Source organism: Sphingobium sp. AS12 (genome assembly GCF_019097845.1).
Taxonomy (GTDB): Bacteria; Pseudomonadota; Alphaproteobacteria; order Sphingomonadales; family Sphingomonadaceae; genus Sphingobium.
On the sequence record NZ_JAHRGM010000035.1, the window covers coordinates 1 to 17,433 of the forward strand.

Below are 17,433 nucleotides of genomic sequence, written 5' to 3' on the forward strand. Positions count from 1 at the left end.
TCAACATCATGGGAAGCCGTAACCTGCTGAGCGCCATCGCCAGATAAGACAACGCCGTGCAAACTCGGCCGGGCCAATATCTATAGACTATGTCGACGAAGGCGTTTTCACACAGCCTGGGTCGTTACCTGCCGACAACCACGCTCGTCATCCTGACGACCCGAAGGGCAGCGTAGCTAATGTCAGGATCCATTGGCGCAACCTTCATGCATAATCGCAACGCTTGTGTGAATGGATCCCGGATCAAGCCTGTCCTGAGCCTGTCGAAGGGTCCGGGATGACGGCGGGAGGAAGTGCGCAGGCGATACGCCCGTCGCTCCCTCCACCCAGCCTTTCAGCCGATCAGAATTTGAACACAGTGCCCAGATAGACGGCCTGGCTGTCCTGGCGATCGTCGGTCATCGGGGTCAGGCGGCCTGCGACGCTGTTGTTGTAGCGCACGCCCGCGGTGACGTTCAGGTTGCGCGTCAGCGAATAGGAGCTGGCGAGGTCCAGCGAATAATCCTTGTCAGCCGCCGGGTTGCGCGTCGCGGCGATGGCGTCGCGCCGGGTTTCGATCAGCATCTTGGTGCTGAAGCGATCCTTCTTGCTGCTATCCAGCGAGAAATTCTTGGCATCGACCATGGTTTCGACCGGCACCGGATCGAGCGCCTTGCGGCCGACCGCTTCGGGCAGGGCGAACTTGCGCCAGCCATGCGCGCCGTTCAGGCTGAAGGCGACCGGGGCGATATTGACCGGGGTCAGGGTGCTGTTCACCGCAACCCGATCATTGCCGCCCGCGCGCACCATCACGGTGATCGCGCGCTGGCCGCTGAGCGAGCCGCTGGTGGGGGTGAAGCGGAAGCCCTGACGGCTGGCCGATGCTGCGATCTTCGCATAGGCGGCGGCAAGGCGCGGGTCTTTGGTCGTCGGCGTGAAGGAGGAGATGCTGCCCAGCGCGCCCAATGACACGGGCGATTGCGTGCGCACCAGATCGGTCGCTGCGCCGATAGCAGGAGACAGCATGAAGCCAGCCACGGCAACTGCCGCGCCCGCCAATGCCAAATGTCCCCTATTCACGCGCATGACTCGATTCTTTCCCCACCGACTTATAGTCCATAACGCTCTACACGCCCAAAGCCGCCACTGGCTAGTGCCGCGCCTTTTCTCGCGGCCCTTTTTGTCGGACTGTTGCAAGGAACACACAAACATATGTTTCGATCCTGCGCCGGATCGCGCGCGTACCCGCCCGCCGCCCCTTGCTCCTTGGCGCGGGACCACTATAGAAGGCGCGAGCTTTTTTCGTCTTTTCAGCTAGGACATGCCTGATGGCCAGCCGCCTTTTCCGTTCCGTTTCCGCCGCAATGCTGCTGACCGCCCTGTTGCCGCTGGCCGCCTGCGGTGGCGGGTCCAAGGACCGGCCCAAGGCGGATCTGGCCGCGTCGAAGGTCACTACGATCGGGGTCAACGCCTATCTGTGGCGTGCCAGCCTGGATACTTTGTCCTTCATGCCGATGGTGCAGACCGATTCCAATGGCGGCGTGATCGTCACCGACTGGTATGCCAACCCCAACAGCCCCAATGAGCGGATGAAGCTGACCGTGTCGATCCTGGATCAGGATCTGCGCGCCGACGCGCTGCGCGTCGCGGCCAGCCGTCAGGTGAGCCAGGGCGGCCAGTGGATCGACGCGCCGGTGCAGGCCGCGACCGTGCAGAAGCTGGAGGAGGTCATCCTGACCAAGGCCCGCGACCTGCGCCGCACCGCGATTGCGGGCTGATTTTTCTTCGCTTGGGTTTTGCGTGCGCGAAGCCCCGGTTTTTCGACGGTTCGGGGCTGGGCTTGCAAAGGCCCAGCCCCCTCGCATTTGGTAGGACAGGACATGCAAAGGCGCTTCAATCCGCTGGAGGCCGACGCCCGCTGGCAGGCGATCTGGGACGAGAAGCAGAGCTTTCGGGCGGACGATACTTCGCCCAAGCCGCGATCCTATGTGCTGGAGATGTTCCCCTATCCCTCCGGGCGCATCCATATCGGCCATGTCCGCAACTATTCGATGGGGGACGTGCTGGCGCGATTCCGCCGGATGACGGGCCATGAAGTGCTGCATCCGATGGGCTGGGACGCCTTCGGGATGCCGGCCGAAAATGCCGCGATGGAGAAAAAGGTTCATCCGGGCAAATGGACCTATGAGAATATCGCCAACATGAAGGCGCAGCTCAAGAAATTGGGCTTTGCGCTGGACTGGAGCCGGGAGTTGGCGACCTGCCACCCCGATTATTACGGCCATGAACAGGCGCTGTTCCTGGACATGCTGGACGCGGGGCTGGTCTATCGCAAGGAGTCGGCGGTCAATTGGGACCCGGTCGACATGACCGTGCTGGCGAACGAGCAGGTGATCGACGGCAAGGGCTGGCGGTCGGGCGCGACGGTCGAGAAGCGCAAACTGTCCCAGTGGTTCCTGAAAATCACCCAGTTTGCCGACGATCTGCTCGAAGGGCTGGCGAGTCTGGACCAGTGGCCCGACAAGGTGCGCACGATGCAGGAAAACTGGATCGGCAAGTCGGTCGGGCTGCAAATTCATTTCGAGCCGGTCGCGCCGTTTGATACAAGGATCGAAGTCTATTCGACCCGGCCCGACACGATTTTCGGGGCGAGCTTCGTCGCGATCGCGGCGGACCATCCGGTCGCGCAGCGGCTAGCGGCGGACAATCCGCAAGCCCAGGCCTTTATCGACCTGTGCAAGGCGGGCGGCACCACCGCGGCGGAGATGGAAACGGCCGAGAAGCTGGGCTTTGACACGGGCCTGACCGTCACCCATCCGTTCGATCCCGAATGGCAACTGCCGGTGTTCATCGCAAATTTCGTGCTGATGGACTATGGCACCGGCGCGGTGATGGGTGTCCCCGCGCACGACCAGCGCGACCTCGACTTCGCGCGCAAATATATGCTGCCGGTCGAGCGTGTCGTCGCAGCCGAGGGCGATGAGTCGGCACCGATCCATAATGAAGCCTATAGCGCGCCGGGCAAGCTGGTGAACTCCCGCTTCCTCGACGGCATGAGTGTGGACGAGGCGAAGGCCGAAGTGATCCGCCGCGCGCAAAGCGAAGGCTGGGGCGCGGGCAAGACCGTGTTCCGCCTGCGCGACTGGGGCGTGTCGCGCCAGCGTTATTGGGGGACGCCGATCCCGGTGATCCATTGCGATGCGTGCGGCGTGGTGCCGGTGCCAAAGGCGCAATTGCCCGTCGTGCTGCCCGACGATGTGACTTTCGACATTCCGGGCAATCCGCTCGATCGGCATCCGACCTGGAAGCATGTCGACTGCCCCGCGTGCGGCAAGGCGGCGGTGCGGGAAACCGACACGCTGGACACGTTCGCGGATTCAAGCTGGTATTTCATCCGCTTCGCCAGCCAGCCCAAGGACAAGCCTTTCGACCGCGAGACGGTGGAAAAATGGCTGCCGGTCGGCCAATATATTGGCGGGGTCGAACATGCGATCCTGCATCTTCTCTACGCGCGCTTCTGGACGCGCGCGCTTCAGCATATGGGGCAATTGGGCTTTGCCGAGCCGTTCACCGGCCTGTTCACGCAGGGGATGGTAACGCATGAGACCTATAGTCGCGAACAGGGCGATGGTCTGCCGCCGGTCTATTTCGCGCCGGGCGAGATTGAACGCGCGGCCGATGGCGCGACCCTGATCGCGGACAAGGCACCGGTCGAGGTTGGCCGGGTCGTCAAAATGTCCAAGTCCAAGAAGAATGTTGTCGATCCCGATGACATCATCGCCCAATATGGCGCGGACGCGGTGCGCTGGTTCATGCTGTCGGACAGCCCGCCCGAACGCGACCTGCCCTGGACCGAAAGCGGGATCGAGGGATCGTGGCGCTTCGTGAACCGCTTGTGGCGCCTGTTCGGGCAGATCGAGGCGGGGGCGGAAGGCACCGACAAGCCGCTCGACCGCAAGCTGCACCAGACGATCGACGGGATCGCCAAGGATATCGAGGCGCTGTCCTTCAACAAGGCGGTCGCCAAGATTTACGAATTGGCCAATGCGGTGGAGAAGGCCGCGCCTTCCGCGTCGCGCAATGCCGCCATTCGCGCGCTTGCGCTGCTGGTCGCGCCGATGACCCCGCATCTGGCGGAGGAAGCCTGGGCCGATATGGGCGAAACCGGCCTGATCGCGGATGCGGCCTGGCCCGCAGTCGACCCGGCACTGCTGGTGGATGATGAAGTGACGATCGCCTGCCAGGTGATGGGCAAGCTGCGCGACACCATCACCGTGCCCAAGGGGACGGATAAGCAAGAGTTGGAGCGTCTGGCGCTGGCCGCGCCGAACGTGGTCCGCATCCTCGACGGAGCGACGCCCAAGAAGATCATCGTCGTGCCGGATCGTCTGGTGAATCTGGTGATTTAGATGCAACATCCGTTCGCCCCGAGCGAAGTCGAAGGGCTTTGCTGAGCGGAAGCGAAGCAGCTTCGCTCCGCTCAGCAAAGGGCTTCGACAAGCTCAGCCCGAACGGATAAGGGTTCAGGTCATGAAGCGCATCATTCCCCTCCTCGCCGTCCCGCTCCTGCTCACCGCCTGTGGCCTGCGCCCGGTCTATGGCGGGGGCGCGAACGGGACGGTGGCGCAGGCGCTGGGCCATGTCGAGGTGCAGCCGATCGCGGGCAAGAATGGCTGGCTGATGCGCAATGCGCTCAACGACCGGCTGGCCGCGATGCAGCAGGGCGGGTCCGGGCCGCGCTACAAGCTGGTCGTCAAGCTGGACGACCAGATCAGCGGCTTTGGTCTGCGTTCCGACGCTGCCGTCACCCGCGAACGCCGCACATTACGCGCGCGCTATCAGCTGGTGGATGAGGCGACGGGCGCGCAATTGCTGGACGATAGCGCCGGGTCGGACGCGGGCATCGACGTTACCTCCAGCGAATTTGCCACGATCGCGGCGGAAGATACGGCGCTGGAACGCCTGTCGCAGACGGTGGCGGACCAGATCATCGCGCGGCTGGCCCTTTATGCCAGCCGGGACACCGCCCCTTGAAGGCCAATCGCGGCCAGATCGAAAAGGCGCTCGACGCGCCATCGGCGGCGCTGCGTTTCATCCTGCTCTATGGCCCGGACGAAGCGGCCAGCCAGGCGCTGGTCCGGCGGCTGGAGCGGGCGATGGGACCGGGGGCGGAGCGGGTGGACCTGGACGGATCGACCCTGCGCGATGATCCGGCCCGCCTGTCCGATGAAGCCGCATCCTTTTCCATGTTCGGCGACAAGCGCTGGATTCGCGTCCATGGCATGGGCGAGGAATCGCTGCCCGCGCTGACCGCGCTGCTGGAGGCCGAAGCAGCGGGCAATCCGGTTATCGCGGTGGCGGGCGCGCTGAAAGCCACGTCGAAGCTGCTTAAGCTGGCGCTGGATCACAAGGCGACGCTGGCCTTCGTCTCCTACCAGCCCGACGCGCGCGAATCGGAGCAGATCGCGATCGGCATCGCGCGCGAGGGCGGGCTGCGGCTGTCGACCGAACTGGCGCGGCGGATCGTCGATCTGGCCAATGGTGACCGGGCGCTGATGAGCGGCGAGGTCGAGAAGCTGATCCTCTATCTCGACGCCGCGCCGGACCGTCCGCGCGAAGCGACGGCCGAGGCGCTGGATGCGCTGTCGGCGGACAATCCCGATACGGAGGTTGCGCCGCTGGTCAATGCTGTGCTGGGGGGTGACCTGAAAGCCATGCACCGCGAATTGACCAGCCTGTCGGAGGTTGGCGCGAGTATGGCGTCGGTCATCCGCCCGCTGCTGACCCGCGCCATGCTGCTGGCCAATATCCGCGCCGATTTCGACAGTAGCGGTCGGTTGGAGGGCGCGGTCGAGGCCGCGGGCAAGGCGGTGTTCTGGAAGGAAAAGGGCGTGGTGACGCGGCAGGTGCGGCTGTGGGACGCGACCGGCATCGCCCGCGTCATACAGCGGCTGGCGCAGGCTGAGCGCGCCACACGATCGGGCAGGGGGACCGGCGACCTGCTGGTGCGGCACGAACTGCTAACGATCGCGCGGCAGGCGGCGCGGGAACGATAGGCGACGACAGGCGCTTTGACGGCTAAACAGGTCGCGACACGGATGGCATGACCGGCCACCGCGCCAGCGCGCAACAAAGGCAGCGCATCATTTCGTCCACCGCCACCATCCACGCCATCGGCACCGCTGTTCCCATGACTGATGTCCACCCGGCCTTTATCGACTGGGCGGGCGGACGCATCACCGACCGGCGAGAGCGGGCGCTGTTCACGCGCATGGCGCAGCGCAGCGGGATTGAGCATCGCTGGTCGGTGCTGGAATCGCCAACGGCGCAGGACGGTTTTTACGCCGCGCAATGGCCCACGACGGCGCAGCGCATGGCCATCTATGCCGACGAAGCGCCGCTATTGGCCGCGCGGGCGGTGGCGGGATTGGCGGATCAAGTTGCCATCGACGGCATTACCCATCTGGTGGTGGCCAGTTGCACGGGCTTTACTGCACCGGGAATCGACCAGCGGCTGATCACGCTGCTGGGACTGAACCCTTCGGTCGAGCGGCTTATGGTCGGCTATATGGGCTGCTATGCCGCGATCGTCGCGTTGCGCTCCGCCCGGCATATCGTGCGGTCGGAACCGGGCGCGCGGGTGCTGGTGGTGTGCGTGGAGCTGAGCAGCCTGCATTTGCAGGAGGATGCGCGGGTCGAGCCGCTGCTGGCGATGCTGCAATTTGGCGATGGCGCGGCGGCGGCCTTGGTGAGCGGCGGGCCGGGCGGCATAGCGCTGGGCCAGCCCTTTGCCATGACCGTGCCGGATACGGCGAGCCTCATTCGCTGGGATCTGGGCGATCATGGTTTTGCCATGCATTTGTCGGGCGAAGTGCCGGGCGCGATCGCGCAGGCGCTGGCGGGCACCGTGACGCTGCCGGTGCCTTCCGAAAGCGTCGATCTGTGGGCGGTCCATGCCGGGGGACGCTCCATCCTCGACGCGGTGGCGCGGGCGCTGGATCTCGCGCCGGATGCGCTGGACCATAGCCGGGCGGTGCTGCGTGCCTTTGGCAATATGTCGTCGGCGACCTTGATGTTCGTGCTGGCGCGGATATTGGCGGGGGAAGCGACCGGGCAGGGGATCGCGCTCGCCTTCGGGCCGGGGCTGGCGGCGGAGGGGCTGACCTTTCGTCGGGAAGATTGCATTGCGTAACGCGCTATTCTCTCTCCCGTTCGGGCTGAGCTTGTCGAAGCCTCGTCCTTCTTCTCAAGAAGTGCGGCCCTTCGACAGGCTCAGGGCGAACGGAGGTTGTGGTTGTAAGGTGGCACCATGAAGCGGTCGCTGGCCCAGGAACAGATGGACGCAGTCGATCTGCCTGCCGACATTTATGCGCGGGTGCTGGCCGATCTCGACCGGGTCAACCGGGTGACGCTGGCGGCGCGACCGACGCTTGGCTTTCTCGATCGCGCAGTGACCGGGCACTTTCGGCTGCTCGACGTTGGCTATGGCGATGGCGGGATGCTGCGGCAGGTCGCGCATTGGGCGAAACGGCGCGGCATGGCCTGCGAACTGGTGGGTATCGATCTCAATGCACGGAGCGAGGCCGTGGCGCAGGCGCGCACCGCCCCGGCCATGGCGATCGACTATCGCACCGGCGACTATGCGGCGCTGGCGCATGAACCATGGGACATCATTATTTCCAGTCTGGTGACGCACCATATGGATGAGGCGGAGCGGCTGGCGTTCCTGCGCTTCATGGAGGATCAGGCGCGCATGGGCTGGTTCGTCAACGACCTGCACCGCCATGGTTTCGCCTATCATGTCTATCCATTGCTGGCCCGGCTGCTGCGGGTCCATCCGATCGTGCGGCAGGACGGACAACTCTCGATCGCGCGCAGCTTCGTGGCGGACGAATGGCGGGCAATGCTGGCCGCGGCGCATATTAGCGACGCGCGGATTGAGCGCGTCTTTCCCTTCCGGCTGTGCGTATCACGGTGCCGATAATCATCGGCGCAGGCCCTGCCGGCGCGGCGGCAGCGATGCGGCTGGCGCGGGCAGGGGCGGCACCGCTGTTGATCGACCGGCAGCTTGTGCCGGGCGACGCGTTGTGCGGCGGGTTTCTCAGCTGGGCGACGGTCGCGCAGATCGACGCGCTGGGGATTGAGCCGGCAGCGCTGGGTGGCCACAGGATCGACACGCTGGCACTGTTTGCGGGTGGGCAGGAGATCATGCTGCCGCTTCCCGCGCCGGGCATGGGCCTGTCGCGCCACCGGCTCGATACGCTGTTGCGTGGCGCTGCGCAGGATGCAGGGGTGACGTTCCGGCTCGGCCATGCGGTGCGGACGCTGTCGCCAACCACCATCACCATGGATGACGGCGAAGCGATCGACTGGGACAGCCTGTTTCTGGCCACTGGCAAGCATGACCTGCGCGGCGCGGCGCGGCCCCATGGCGGCACGGACCCGGAACTGGGGTTGCGCCTGCGCCTGCCGCCCAGTGCGGCGCGGCATCGGCTGATTGGTGGCCGGATCGAACTCCACTGGGTCGATGGCGGCTATGTCGGCCTGCTGTTGCAGGAGGATGGCAGCGCCAATCTGTGCATGGCGGTGCGCAAGAGCGCCTTGGCAGCGGCGGGCGGGCGTCCGATGGCGCTGATTGCGCAACTGGCCGAACAGTCCCCGGCATTGGCCGACCGGCTGGGGGATGTGCCGGGTGATGCGCCTGTCGATGCGATTGGCGACGTCCCCTATGGCTGGCGCGCGACGACGGGTTGGCCCGGTCTGTACCGGCTGGGCGATCAGGCGGCGGTGATTCCGTCGCTGGCGGGGGAGGGCATCGGTATCGCGCTGGCCAGTGCAGAGGCGGCGGTGGCGCAGTGGCAGGGGGCGGGGCGCGATGGCGCGGCGCGATATCAGCGCGACTTTGCCCGGCGGGCGATGCTGCCGCTACGCGCGGCGGCGGGGTTTCGGGCGTTGGGAGCCAATCCGGGGCTGCTCCGGCTGCTGGCGGCGACGCCGGGTGCGGCGCGTCTCGCCATGCGCCTCACCCGCATCGCAGGCGCTTGATCGGCGCGCTGGCTGCGCCCATATTGCGGTCATGGACAAGCTCAACCTGACCGACGCCGAATGGCGCGACCGCCTTTCCCCCGAACGCTATCATGTACTGCGCGAAGGCGGGACGGAACGGGCCTTTACCGGCAAACTCAACAGCAACAAGGCCGACGGCGTCTATTATTGCGCGGGCTGCGGCGCGGAACTGTTCGACGCGGAAGAAAAATATGACAGCGGGTCGGGCTGGCCCAGCTTTACAGCGCCCGTTGACATCGATGCGGTCGAGGAAATCCGCGACGCCAGCCATGGCATGATCCGCACCGAAGTACGCTGCGCCACCTGCGAAGGGCATCTGGGCCATGTGTTCCCCGATGGTCCGGGCGTCAACGGCCTGCGCTATTGCATGAACAGCGCCTCGCTCGACTTCAAGCCGCGCGAGGAAGAATAACCGTTCATGCCATGTAAAGCGGTGATCGTCATGGAGACGGTCACGGCAATTTTCCGGGCAGGGCGCATGAAACACGCTGGCCGGGGCCGGGATTAGCGGGTATCCGGGGCGCACAGATGGCAGGATCAGGCAAGAGCAAGGGCACGCCGGGCAAGGCGAAGCGATGGCTGGTTCGCGGCCTGAAGATCAGCGTCGCGGCCGGGGTCGCCGGGCTGCTGGCGGTGGTGATCGCCGTCGTCATCGCGATGCAGTCGCTGCCCGACTATGACAGCCTCAAATCCTCCCCCAATGGCCAGATGATCCGCGTCCACGCCGCCGATGGCAGCGTCATCGTGTCGCTGGGGCCAAGCTTCGGGCGCTGGATGGATTATGACCAGATCCCCAAGGTCATGGTCGACGCGATGATCTCGACCGAGGACAAGCGTTTCTACCTCCATCCCGGCGTCGACCCGATCGGCATGGCGCGCGCGGCCTGGGTCGCGGTGGAAAATCGCGGCAAGGGTCGCCGCTGGCAGGGTGCGTCCACCATCACCCAGCAGGTGACGCGCAACATCTTCCTCAACAACAGCTATAGCTGGGGCCGCAAGGTGCGGGAAATGGTACTGGCGATGGCGCTGGAGCGCAAATTCTCCAAGCGCCAGATCCTCGAACTCTACCTCAACAAAGTCTATTTCGGCGGCGGCGCCTATGGCATCGACGCCGCCAGCCGCAAATTTTTCGGCCACCCCGCCACCACACTGGACCTGCCCGAAGCCGCGATCATCGCAGGCCTGGTGAAAGCGCCGTCGAGCTACTCGCCCACCGCCGACGCCGACGCCGCGATTGGCCGTGCGGGCGTGGTGCTGGACCTGATGCGCGACAATGGCGTGATCAGCGCGTCGGAGCGGGCGGCGGCCGACATAGACGGGGTCAAGCTGGCCCCCGAACCGCCGCAGAACAGCGTGCGCTACTTCACCGACTGGGCGCTGCCCCAGCTCGACGTGCTGATGGATGAGCCGAACGAGCCGCTGGAAGTCTATACCACCATCGACCTCAATATGCAGAAGGCGGCGACCGCAGCGATCCAGGCCAATGTGCCTGCGGGGACGCAGGGCGCTTTGGTCAGCCTCGACCGGGACGGCGCTGTGCGGGCGATGGTCGGTGGCCTTGATTATGTGACGTCCAACTATAATCGCGCGACCACGGCGACCCGCCAGCCCGGATCGGCGTGGAAAATCTTTGTCTATATGGCCGCGCTGGAGGCGGGCTATACCCCCGACACCGGCGTCAGTGACGAGCCGGTCGATATTAACGGGTGGAAGCCGCGCAACAGTTCGGGGCGTTTTTCCGGCGACATCGATATTCGCACCGCCTTTGCCTATTCGATCAACACGGTCGCGGCGAAGCTTGGCGTGGAGGTCGGCTTTCCGACCGTCGCCGACATGGCGCGGCGCTTTGGCGTGACCACGCCGATCAACACCCACCCCTCCATGGTACTGGGCACGTCGGACGTGCGCCTGATCGACATGACCCGCGCCTTCGCCTCGATCGCGCGGAAGGGGATTGCGGTGACGCCCTATGGCATCACCAAGGTGACGACTGCGGACGGGCGGCTGCTGTACGAACATCAGGACGATACCAGCCGCGTGCTGGTAGCCCCCTGGGTCGCGGCGGGGATGACAGACCTGATGCAGACCGCCGTATCCACCGGCACCGGCAAGGCGGCGCAGATCGGCCGACCGGTAGCGGGCAAGACCGGCACGACCAGCAGCAACAAGGATGGCTGGTTTCTGGGCTTTTCCAGCGGCGTCACCACCGGCGTATGGATGGGCCGCGACGACGCGCGCGCAGTCGGCGTGTTGCAGGGTGGCCGCGCGCCAGCCCGCGCCTTTGCCGATTATATGAAGGTGGCAGTCGCCAAACGCCCGGTCGAACCGTTCGAGACTGAGGTGACTCTGCCCGAATGGCAATTGGAGCCGGACGCCGAAGCCTATTATGGCAGTCCGGATAATGGCGCGGATGAGGGCATGATGGTGGACGAGAATGGCCTGCCGATCGAGCGCGCCCGCCCGGCCGCCCCGGACCCACGCGATGATCAGGATCTGGAGGTCGATCCCCAGGATCGGCTGTCGTCGCAGCGGATCGACCAGCAATGGATCGACAATGTGCTGGGCCGCGACCGGCAGCGCCAGCCGCCGGCTCGGCCAGCGCCTAGTCCGTAAGGCGTGGTGATCTGTAAAATTACCGTTCGTGCTGAGTAGGGATTGAGCCTGTCGAAGTCCCGTATCGAAGCATCGCGCCCATACGCTTCCTTCGATACGCCATTTGACCTACGGTCGTCTGCGACTCCGACTTCGCTCAATGGCTACTCAGGACGAACGGAGGTTACTTGGTCATAGCGCCCTGATTATTGAACGGGCAGCTTATCCGGCGGCACCACCGCCGCCAGCTGTGCCGGGCTGATCGCACTGGCATCGGGCAGCAGGAAGTCGACCTTGCCCCGGCCAAAGTCGATCGCCACCTTGTCGAAGATACGCAGCGCGCTGATCCCCAGTAGCAGCGCGGGCTTGTCCTTCATCCCCAGTTCGGCAAAGGGGCTTGCTTCGGCGAACAGCACTGGCACCTGGGTCAGGTTGACCCGCCCCATCCGCACCGATTTGATCCGCGCGACTTGGCCCGTCAGCTGCCCGCCGGTCACGCTGGTCAGGACCGCTTCCGCCATGTCCGGCGCGCGTTTTTTGGCGATCAGCCGGTCGCGGAGCGCCAGATTGCCGATACTGAAATGGCTGCCTGTGTCCAGCATGACCGCGACCTTCATGCCGTTCACCTCGGAATCGAGCAGGATCAGCTGGCCGCGCCGTCGCCGCGCCTCCACGACGATTGCATCGGGGTCGATCGCCACGCGGCGGCGCGATCCGCTGGCGCTGATCTCCATCCGTCCGGTGCGGAAATTGAGCAGCAGCCTCTTGGCGTGCAGGCTGTCCAGCCCCAGCAGGCCGGGCGCGCCCAGATGCTCACCCTCCAGCACCGGTGCCTCGATATCGTCGATCGTCCCGCCACCAAAGCCCAGCTTGGGCACAGCGACAGTCCCGGCCTCCGACCGGCCGGTCATGCTCAGGATCGTCACATTGGCGCGGGGCGACAGCGCCAGCTGCTCGGCCAGATCGCGAGCGATGACCGTGCGTTGCGATCCGGTGTCGATGATGAAGTTCCACGGTCCCTTGCCATCGATATGGATGGGGATCGTCACCCGCTCGTCGGGCGAGGGGCCGGTGCGGACGATGGCGGGCGGAATGGCTGGATCGAGCGCGGACATATCCTGCGCGGCCAGCGGCAGCCCCACCGCCGCGAGACCGACGGCCAGCGCCGTCAGCCTGATGGCCCCTGACCCCATGAGCCGGTGCCGTCCCATTGCCGCATCCTTTCCCTATTTTATGGCACTACTATAGCATGAAGCCGGGTGGTCGCACCAGTGCCACCCCTTAACCCGAATCGACGCTGCGCCGCCATTTTCCCTCGTCTTGCGCATAGTCCTGCCTTGACTTGGACCGGCCCGCTTCGCTAAATGCGCCCACTATCGACCCTGCCTGTCCTAGGCAGGCGTCTGGCGGCGTCCTGCTCGCCTGTGTCCCGCCGTTTCCGGCGCTATTCTCCTCTCGTCATCGGACCGACTCGCAATGCATCTCAAGGACCTCAAGAAAACCGCGCCCGCCGACCTCGTGCAGCTTGCAGAGGAACTGGGCGTCGAGGGCGCGTCGACCCTGCGCAAACAGGATCTGATGTTCGCGATCCTGAAAGCCGAGGCTGAGAATGGTGAGCAGATCATGGGCGAGGGCACGATCGAGGTGCTGCCCGACGGGTTCGGCTTTCTGCGCAGCCCGGAAGCCAATTTCCTGGCCGGTCCCGACGACATCTATGTTTCGCCCAATCAGGTGCGCCGCTTTGGCCTGCGCACCGGCGATACGGTGGACGGCGAGATCCGCGCGCCCAAGGATGGCGAGCGCTACTTCGCCCTCGTCAAGCTCAACACCGTCAATTTCGACGATCCCGATGTGGTCCGCCATCGCGTCAATTTCGACAATCTGACGCCGCTCTATCCCGAATCGAAGCTGACGCTCGACCCCTATGATCCGACCCAGAAGGACAAGTCGGCGCGCGTCATCGACATCGTCTCGCCGCAGGGCAAGGGCCAGCGCACGCTGATCGTCGCGCCGCCCCGCGTCGGCAAGACGGTGATGCTCCAGAACATCGCCAAGGCCATCACCGACAATCATCCCGAAGTGTTCCTGATCGTCCTGCTGATCGACGAACGCCCCGAAGAAGTCACCGACATGCAGCGCAGCGTGAAGGGGGAGGTCGTCTCCTCCACCTTCGACGAACCGGCCACCCGCCACGTCCAGGTTGCCGAAATGGTGATCGAAAAGGCCAAGCGCCTGGTGGAACATAAGAAGGATGTGGTGATCCTGCTCGATTCGATCACCCGTCTGGGCCGCGCCTACAACACCGTCGTCCCTTCGTCGGGCAAGGTGCTGACCGGCGGTGTGGACGCCAATGCGCTCCAGCGGCCCAAGCGCTTCTTCGGCGCGGCGCGTAATATCGAGGAGGGCGGTTCGCTCTCGATCATCGCCACCGCCCTGATCGACACGGGCAGCCGCATGGACGAAGTCATTTTCGAAGAATTCAAGGGCACCGGCAACTCGGAAATCGTGCTGGACCGCAAGGTCGCGGACAAGCGCATCTTCCCGGCGCTGGACGTCGGCAAGTCCGGTACCCGCAAGGAAGAATTGCTGGTCGACAAGGCCAAGCTCAGCAAGATGTGGGTGCTGCGCCGCATCCTGATGCAGATGGGCACGATCGACGCGATGGAGTTCCTGCTGGACAAGATGAAGGACAGCAAGACGAACGAAGATTTCTTCGATTCGATGAACCAGTAAGCGGGGCTGCGACACGATGTTTGACCTTTTCACGACCGCCGCCGCTGCCGCTCAGGGGCTGGGTTCGCCCGCCGATATCTGGGGGCATATCGTCAATGATTTCAGCAATATAACTTCGCCCAGCGCGCTGGCCGCCTTTGGCCAGGTGCTGATGATCGACATTTTGCTGGCGGGCGACAATGCCATCGTCGTCGGTGCTCTGGCCGCTGGCCTGCCCGCCGCCCAGCGCAAGAAGGTGATCCTGATCGGGATCATCGCCGCGCTGGTGCTGCGCATCGGCTTCGCGCTGGTGGTCAGCCAGCTGATGCAGATTGTCGGCCTGATCCTGGCCGGTGGCCTGCTGCTGCTGTGGGTCAGCTTCAAAATGTGGCGGGAACTTCACCCCAAGCGGGGCGGGGATACGCCGGGCGACACCAGCGACGACGATATATCGGGCCTGCGCCCCGCCAAGAGCTTTGCGGCTGCCGCCTGGGCCGTGGCCGTTGCCGACGTCAGCATGAGCCTGGACAATGTGCTGGCGGTCGCTGGCGCGGCCAAGGATCATCCGGGCATCCTGATCATCGGGCTGATCCTGTCGGTCGCCCTGATGGGCATCGCGGCCAACATCATCGCCAAATATATCGAACGCTTCCGCTGGATCGCCTATCTGGGCCTCGCAGTCATCGTCTATGTCGCGGTCAAGATGATCTATGACGGCTTTGTCGATCATCAGGTGGGCATATTGACGCTGTTCGGCTGAAGGCCCGACGCAGCGACGAGACAAAAGGGGGCGGAACCACGCAGGTTCCGCCCCGTTTTTGTGGCGGTTACTACCCAATGAAGCCATCGCATGTGTACGATCCCCACCTTACTCGTCACCCTGAACTTGTTTCAGGGTCCATTTCTCGCCCCAAGCGGCAGTTTTGGGGCACGATGGATGCTGAAATAAATTCAGCATGACGAAGTAAAATGAGGCCCGTGTTATACGCGATAGCGGTGCTTCCCCACCGGGGGAGCATTACACCACCAACACCGTCGCCCCAGTCGTCTCCCTCGCCTCCAGCGCGCGATGCGCCTCCGCTGCTTCGCTGAGCGCGAAACGCTGGCCGATCACCGCCTTCACTACGCCGCGCTGCATCCGGTCGAACAGCCGTTCGGCGGTATGGGCCAACTCCTGCGGCGTCGCGATATAGTCGAACAGGGTAGGGCGGGTGACATAGAGCGATCCGCCGCGGCTGAGGTCCAGCAGGCTGACCGGCGGTACCGCGCCGGACGCATTGCCATAGCTGACCATCAGCCCGCGCCGTTTCAGGCTGGCGAGCGAGGCCGCCCAGCTATCCTTGCCCACGCCATCATAGACGACATCGACGCCCTTTTCCCCGGTCAGGTCGCGCACGGTTGTGGCCAGGCCATCGAAGGGTCCGTGCAGGCTATGGTCGGCATCGACCAGCGCCGCTTTTTCCGCCGATCCGCAATGGGCGATGACGATGACACCCTTGTCGCGCAGCCACGGCACCAGCACCGATCCGACCCCGCCTGCCGCCGCATGAACCAGCGCCACCTGACCGGCGGCAAGCTGGATCGTATCTTCGGCCAGATAGCAGGCGGTCATGCCCTTGAGCATCATCGCCGCGGCATCCTCATTGGATACGCCATCGGGGATTTTGACCGCTTTATCGGCAGCGATGATGCGGTGGCTGGCATAGGCGCCCAGCCCGCTGGCGCTACCGACCCGGTCGCCAACGGCAAAGCCGGTGACGCCAGCGCCCACCGCCACGACCTGCCCAGCACCCTCCGACCCCAAAGGGACGGGCAGGGGCGCGGGATAGAGGCCGGTGCGGTAATAGGTGTCGATGAAATTGAGGCCGACCGCGTCCTGCGCGACCAGCAATTCGCCCTCACCCGGTGCGCCGGGATCGAAATCCTCGCGCGCGATCACCTCCGGCCCGCCATGGCTGCGGGCGACCATGCGCCACGCGCCGCTCATCAGGCGAGATGCTCGGCGAAGAAATCCGCCGTCCGCTTGTCCGCCAGTTGCGCGGCATCCTCATCCCGGCGATTGCCCATTTCGGCGGCAAAGCCATGATCCAGCCCGTCATAGTCATGCAGCGTCAGGTGGCGATTATCGTCCAGCCCGGCGTGCATCGCGGCCTGCGCCTCCGCTGGCACGAAGCCATCATTGGTCGGGATATGCAGCAGGGTGGGCTTGCCGATCGCATGTTGCTCGCCCAGCAGCCCGTCTATGCCCACGCCATAATAAGCGACGAACGCATCGCCATCCGTCCGGCACGCCGCCATGAACGCCAGCCGCCCGCCCAGGCAATAGCCCACCAGCCCGACCTTGCCGCCGCCCGCAGCCGCGCGCGCCGCGCGGATCGTCGCTTCGATGTCGCGGATCGCCTGATCCTGATTGAGCTTCTGCATATGGCCCAACGCCGCCTGGAAATCTTCCGGTACGTCCGCGTCCAGTTCGACATGCGGCTTTTCGCGCCAGAACAGGTCGGGCGCATAGGCGACATAGCCAGCCTGCGCCCAACTGTCGCATTTGCGGCGGATGCCTTCATTCACGCCGAAAATTTCCTGGATGACGATGATCGCGGCAGTGGCGTCCTCTGCCGGCTTGGCCACATAAGCGTCGAATGCGCCGTCGCCTTCCAGCGTCGGGACGGAAATAAAGCCTGCCATGGGGAATCCCTTCCAACTATTGTGTAGCCCATATTGGCCTGTTCGCAGGGCAGCGCAACGGGCGCGTCACCCAAAAAATTTGCCATGACCGCCCCATTTGCGGCATGACGGGCGCAACGGAATTTTCCGCGCTGGAAGGGCTTGGAACATGAAGGTGACCGTCGATGTCGATTGCAGCCCGGCCGAAGCCCGCGCCTTTCTGGGCCTGCCCGATGTGACCCCGATTCACGACAAATATATCAAGACGATGCTGGAGGGATTTGAAGGCGTCGGCAATATCGAACAGATGGAAACCCTGTTCAAAAGCTTCTCCCCCATGGGCGATGCCGGGGTGCGGCTGTTCCAGCAGATGATGAATATCGGCCTGTCGGGCATGTCGGGCACCGAGAAGAAATAAGG

General features: G+C 64.7%; 16 protein-coding genes. 12 read left to right on the plus strand and 4 right to left on the minus strand.

Annotated elements, in window-relative coordinates:
• Positions 1–342 precede the first annotated feature (342 nt).
• Positions 343–1,065 (minus strand): hypothetical protein, encoded by a 723-nt coding sequence (locus KRZ98_RS13190; RefSeq protein WP_217673958.1) that lies wholly within the window; start codon positions 1,063–1,065, stop codon positions 343–345.
• Between the two features lie 242 nt (positions 1,066–1,307).
• On the opposite strand from KRZ98_RS13190, the gene KRZ98_RS13195 reads away from it, so the two are divergent.
• The 9 genes from KRZ98_RS13195 to KRZ98_RS13235 all read left to right on the plus strand — a co-directional run bounded on the left by KRZ98_RS13195 (position 1,308) and on the right by KRZ98_RS13235 (position 11,658).
• The gene (locus KRZ98_RS13195) at positions 1,308–1,757 is read left to right on the plus strand and encodes a DUF3576 domain-containing protein (protein ID WP_119743511.1); all 450 of its coding nucleotides are present in this window, start codon (positions 1,308–1,310) and stop codon (positions 1,755–1,757) included.
• A 102-nt stretch (positions 1,758–1,859) separates the two neighbouring features.
• Complete coding sequence (gene leuS, locus KRZ98_RS13200; RefSeq protein WP_217673959.1) at positions 1,860–4,388, plus strand: leucine--tRNA ligase; 2,529 nt, start codon at positions 1,860–1,862, stop codon at positions 4,386–4,388.
• A 121-nt stretch (positions 4,389–4,509) separates the two neighbouring features.
• A complete protein-coding gene (gene lptE / locus KRZ98_RS13205) occupies positions 4,510–5,013 on the plus strand; it encodes an LPS assembly lipoprotein LptE (RefSeq protein ID WP_217673960.1) in 504 nt (167 codons plus the stop codon).
• Entirely contained in the window at positions 5,010–6,035 is a 1,026-nt protein-coding gene (gene holA, locus KRZ98_RS13210; protein WP_119743514.1) for a DNA polymerase III subunit delta, read from the plus strand. The genes lptE and holA overlap by 4 nt, the downstream gene beginning before the upstream one ends.
• A gap of 47 nt (positions 6,036–6,082) precedes the next feature.
• A complete protein-coding gene (locus tag KRZ98_RS13215) occupies positions 6,083–7,171 on the plus strand; it encodes a type III polyketide synthase (protein WP_217673961.1) in 1,089 nt (362 codons plus the stop codon).
• A 117-nt stretch (positions 7,172–7,288) separates the two neighbouring features.
• Positions 7,289–7,963 carry a methyltransferase domain-containing protein gene (locus KRZ98_RS13220; RefSeq protein ID WP_217673962.1) on the plus strand — a complete coding sequence of 225 codons (675 nt, stop codon included), beginning with the start codon at positions 7,289–7,291 and terminating at the stop codon, positions 7,961–7,963.
• Positions 7,954–9,024: an NAD(P)/FAD-dependent oxidoreductase gene (locus KRZ98_RS13225; protein WP_368389828.1), complete on the plus strand. Its 1,071-nt coding sequence runs from the start codon at positions 7,954–7,956 to the stop codon at positions 9,022–9,024. The genes KRZ98_RS13220 and KRZ98_RS13225 overlap by 10 nt, the downstream gene beginning before the upstream one ends.
• Positions 9,025–9,055: 31 nt before the next feature.
• The gene (msrB, locus tag KRZ98_RS13230) at positions 9,056–9,457 is read left to right on the plus strand and encodes a peptide-methionine (R)-S-oxide reductase MsrB (protein WP_119743518.1); all 402 of its coding nucleotides are present in this window, start codon (positions 9,056–9,058) and stop codon (positions 9,455–9,457) included.
• Positions 9,458–9,573: 116 nt separating this feature from the next.
• Positions 9,574–11,658: a transglycosylase domain-containing protein gene (locus KRZ98_RS13235; protein ID WP_217673964.1), complete on the plus strand. Its 2,085-nt coding sequence runs from the start codon at positions 9,574–9,576 to the stop codon at positions 11,656–11,658.
• 185 nt (positions 11,659–11,843) lie between these two features.
• Here the strand turns inward: KRZ98_RS13235 and KRZ98_RS13240 are convergent, their stop codons facing one another.
• Positions 11,844–12,830: a retroviral-like aspartic protease family protein gene (locus KRZ98_RS13240; RefSeq protein WP_217674383.1), complete on the minus strand. Its 987-nt coding sequence runs from the start codon at positions 12,828–12,830 to the stop codon at positions 11,844–11,846.
• A gap of 283 nt (positions 12,831–13,113) precedes the next feature.
• On the opposite strand from KRZ98_RS13240, the gene rho reads away from it, so the two are divergent.
• A complete protein-coding gene (gene rho / locus KRZ98_RS13245) occupies positions 13,114–14,370 on the plus strand; it encodes a transcription termination factor Rho (protein WP_217673965.1) in 1,257 nt (418 codons plus the stop codon).
• Between the two features lie 16 nt (positions 14,371–14,386).
• A complete protein-coding gene (locus tag KRZ98_RS13250) occupies positions 14,387–15,109 on the plus strand; it encodes a YjbE family putative metal transport protein (protein WP_217673966.1) in 723 nt (240 codons plus the stop codon).
• A gap of 258 nt (positions 15,110–15,367) precedes the next feature.
• Here KRZ98_RS13250 and KRZ98_RS13255 read toward each other — a convergent pair whose 3' ends face one another.
• Positions 15,368–16,336, minus strand: coding sequence for a quinone oxidoreductase (locus KRZ98_RS13255; RefSeq protein ID WP_217673967.1), 969 nt, complete (start codon positions 16,334–16,336; stop codon positions 15,368–15,370).
• Positions 16,336–17,034 carry a dienelactone hydrolase family protein gene (locus tag KRZ98_RS13260; protein ID WP_217673968.1) on the minus strand — a complete coding sequence of 233 codons (699 nt, stop codon included), beginning with the start codon at positions 17,032–17,034 and terminating at the stop codon, positions 16,336–16,338. Before KRZ98_RS13260 ends, KRZ98_RS13255 begins: the two co-directional genes overlap by 1 nt.
• Before the next feature lie 148 nt (positions 17,035–17,182).
• Here KRZ98_RS13260 and KRZ98_RS13265 point away from each other — a divergent pair, with 148 nt between their 5' ends.
• Positions 17,183–17,431 carry a DUF6489 family protein gene (locus tag KRZ98_RS13265; RefSeq protein WP_217673969.1) on the plus strand — a complete coding sequence of 83 codons (249 nt, stop codon included), beginning with the start codon at positions 17,183–17,185 and terminating at the stop codon, positions 17,429–17,431.
• The last annotated feature ends 2 nt before the right edge of the window (positions 17,432–17,433 follow it).

What these genes read in the sequence shown, in the direction of transcription:
- KRZ98_RS13190 (WP_217673958.1), bottom strand. Translation starts at nt 1,065, where the DNA reads ATGCGCGTGAATAGGGGACATTTGGCATTGGCGGGCGCGGCAGTTGCC.
- KRZ98_RS13250 (WP_217673966.1), top strand. Translation starts at nt 14,387, where the DNA reads ATGTTTGACCTTTTCACGACCGCCGCCGCTGCCGCTCAGGGGCTGGGT.
- KRZ98_RS13260 (WP_217673968.1), bottom strand. Translation starts at nt 17,034, where the DNA reads ATGGCAGGCTTTATTTCCGTCCCGACGCTGGAAGGCGACGGCGCATTC.
- KRZ98_RS13240 (WP_217674383.1), bottom strand. Translation starts at nt 12,830, where the DNA reads ATGGGGTCAGGGGCCATCAGGCTGACGGCGCTGGCCGTCGGTCTCGCG.
- rho (WP_217673965.1), top strand. Translation starts at nt 13,114, where the DNA reads ATGCATCTCAAGGACCTCAAGAAAACCGCGCCCGCCGACCTCGTGCAG.
- KRZ98_RS13215 (WP_217673961.1), top strand. Translation starts at nt 6,083, where the DNA reads ATGACCGGCCACCGCGCCAGCGCGCAACAAAGGCAGCGCATCATTTCG.
- KRZ98_RS13220 (WP_217673962.1), top strand. Translation starts at nt 7,289, where the DNA reads ATGAAGCGGTCGCTGGCCCAGGAACAGATGGACGCAGTCGATCTGCCT.
- KRZ98_RS13195 (WP_119743511.1), top strand. Translation starts at nt 1,308, where the DNA reads ATGGCCAGCCGCCTTTTCCGTTCCGTTTCCGCCGCAATGCTGCTGACC.
- leuS (WP_217673959.1), top strand. Translation starts at nt 1,860, where the DNA reads ATGCAAAGGCGCTTCAATCCGCTGGAGGCCGACGCCCGCTGGCAGGCG.
- KRZ98_RS13265 (WP_217673969.1), top strand. Translation starts at nt 17,183, where the DNA reads ATGAAGGTGACCGTCGATGTCGATTGCAGCCCGGCCGAAGCCCGCGCC.
- lptE (WP_217673960.1), top strand. Translation starts at nt 4,510, where the DNA reads ATGAAGCGCATCATTCCCCTCCTCGCCGTCCCGCTCCTGCTCACCGCC.
- KRZ98_RS13235 (WP_217673964.1), top strand. Translation starts at nt 9,574, where the DNA reads ATGGCAGGATCAGGCAAGAGCAAGGGCACGCCGGGCAAGGCGAAGCGA.
- KRZ98_RS13255 (WP_217673967.1), bottom strand. Translation starts at nt 16,336, where the DNA reads ATGAGCGGCGCGTGGCGCATGGTCGCCCGCAGCCATGGCGGGCCGGAG.
- msrB (WP_119743518.1), top strand. Translation starts at nt 9,056, where the DNA reads ATGGACAAGCTCAACCTGACCGACGCCGAATGGCGCGACCGCCTTTCC.